This window comes from Micromonospora sp. (assembly GCF_048594385.1).
Taxonomy (GTDB): domain Bacteria; phylum Actinomycetota; class Actinomycetes; order Mycobacteriales; family Micromonosporaceae; genus Micromonospora; species Micromonospora wenchangensis.
Window position 1 is genome coordinate 1 of sequence record NZ_JBMDWU010000296.1, and the last position, 1,865, is coordinate 1,865.

Annotated in this window: 2 protein-coding genes; both read right to left on the bottom strand. The window is 76.5% G+C overall.

All coding sequences use genetic code 11. The annotated features are described in order from the left end of the window. Positions 1-61 precede the first annotated feature (61 nt). Positions 62-742, bottom strand: coding sequence for a response regulator transcription factor (locus ACOJTC_RS15910; protein WP_420117458.1), 681 nt, complete (start codon positions 740-742; stop codon positions 62-64). Between the two features lie 55 nt (positions 743-797). Then, on the bottom strand, positions 798-1,865 hold a 1,068-nt coding region (locus ACOJTC_RS15915), incomplete at its 5' end, for a sensor histidine kinase (RefSeq protein ID WP_420117459.1).

A 1,865-nucleotide genomic window follows, 5' to 3' on the forward strand; every position in this document is an offset into this window, starting at 1 on the left:
GGGGGGGAGGGGCGCCCCCCCCCCCGCCCCGGGGGGCCGGGGGGGCCCCGGGGCGCCCGGCTCACAGCGCGCCGATCTGGTAGCCGAGGCCGTGCACGGTGCGCACCACCCGGTCGCCGAGCTTGCGGCGCAGGTAGTGCACGTACGTGTCGACCACCGCCTCGGTGCGGTCCGCGCCGAACACCCGCCCCCGGAGCTGGCTGCGACTGTGCACCATCCGGGGTTGGCTGGCGAGCAGCCGGATCAGCTCGAACTCCCGGCCGCTGAGCGTCACCTCCCGCCCGTCGGGCAGCCGCACCCCGCGCTGGGCCAGGTCGAGCTGCCCGGCCCCGATGGGGATCAACTCGGCCCCGTCGAAGCGGCGGCGGGTCAGCGCCCGGACCCGGGCCATCAGCTCGGTCACCTCGAACGGTTTGGGCAGGTAGTCGTCGGCGCCGGCGTCGAGGCCCCGGATGCGTTCGTCGAGGTCGCCGAGCGCGCTGAGCATCAGCACCCGGGCGGCGACGGAGCGCCGCCGCAGCCGGATGAGCAGGTCGACCCCGTCGATGGCCGGCAGCCGCCGGTCCAACATGATCACCTGGTAGGGGCCGCGCAGCGCCAGGTGCAGTCCGCGCTGACCGTCGCGGGCCAGGTCGATCCGGTACCCCGCCCGGTGGAACAGCTCGACCAGCATGTCGGCCAGTTCCGCGTCGTCCTCGACGAGGAGCAACGGGCCGTGCGCCGGGGGTGACGGGTCGGTCATCCGTTCATGGTCGCACCGAAACGGCAGAAGGTTGACCGGTGGAATTTCTCGCCGGTCAGAATCTGCTCGTCGCGCGTTCCCCGCCCGCCCGGTCCCGGCCCGCCCACCAGCGCAGGGGCCACCGGCCGCCGCCCGGGTCGCCGTCCGTCGGCGGGCCACCGGCGCGCCCCCCGCCGGACACCGGCAGCCGTACGGTGAAGGTGGCGCCCGCCCCGGGCCGGCCGGTGGCGCTGATCGTGCCGCCGTGCGCGGTGACCACCTCGCGGACCAGCGCCAACCCGAGCCCGGCCCGGCGGTCCCCGGCGTCGGGGCCCCGGTGGAACCGGTCGAAGATCCGGCCGGCGTGCCGGGGGTCGAACCCCCGGCCGGAGTCGCTGACCACCAGCTCGACCCGGTCCGCGCCCGCCGGACGCAACCGCACCTGCACCCGTCCGCCGGCCGGGGTGTGGTGCAGGGCGTTCGCCAGCAGTTCCGCCACCACCCGGTGCAGCGCGGGCCCGACGCCGCGCACCGGCACCGGGTGGTCCGCGCCGGTCACCCCGAGCGTCACCCCGAGGGCGGCGGCGCGCGGCGCGTCGGCCCCGATCGCCTCGACGACGAGCGCGGCGAGGTCGACAGTGGCCGGCGGCCCGGTCATCGCCGCCGGATCGGCCAACCGGGCCGACAGGAGCAACTCGTCGACGATCTCCCCGAGCCGTCGGGTGGTGTGCAGCAGCCGGTCCAGGTCCTGCCGGTCCGCGTCGTGCGCCGCGCCGGTCGTCCGCTGGGCCAGCAGCTGGGCCGCCGTGTGCACCCGGGTGATCGGGGCCCGCAGCTCGTGGCTCGCGTCGGCGACGAAGCGGCGTTGCCGGTCGAGCGCCTCGGTCAGCGGCAGCACCGACCGGCGACGCAGCCGCAGGTCCGTCGCGGTCGCCGCGACCAGGACGGCCAGCGCGGCGGTCGACACCGCCCACAGCAGGTAACGCCGTTCGGCGAGCTGGAAGCGGGCGTCGAAGACCACCTGGACGACCTCGTCGCCGCGTAGCTGCGTCCGCACGTGGTAGACGGTGCCGTTGCGGGCCACCTGGCTGACCTGCGGCCGACCGGTGCGGGCCACGGCGTGGATCGCGTCGTGCCTCGGGAA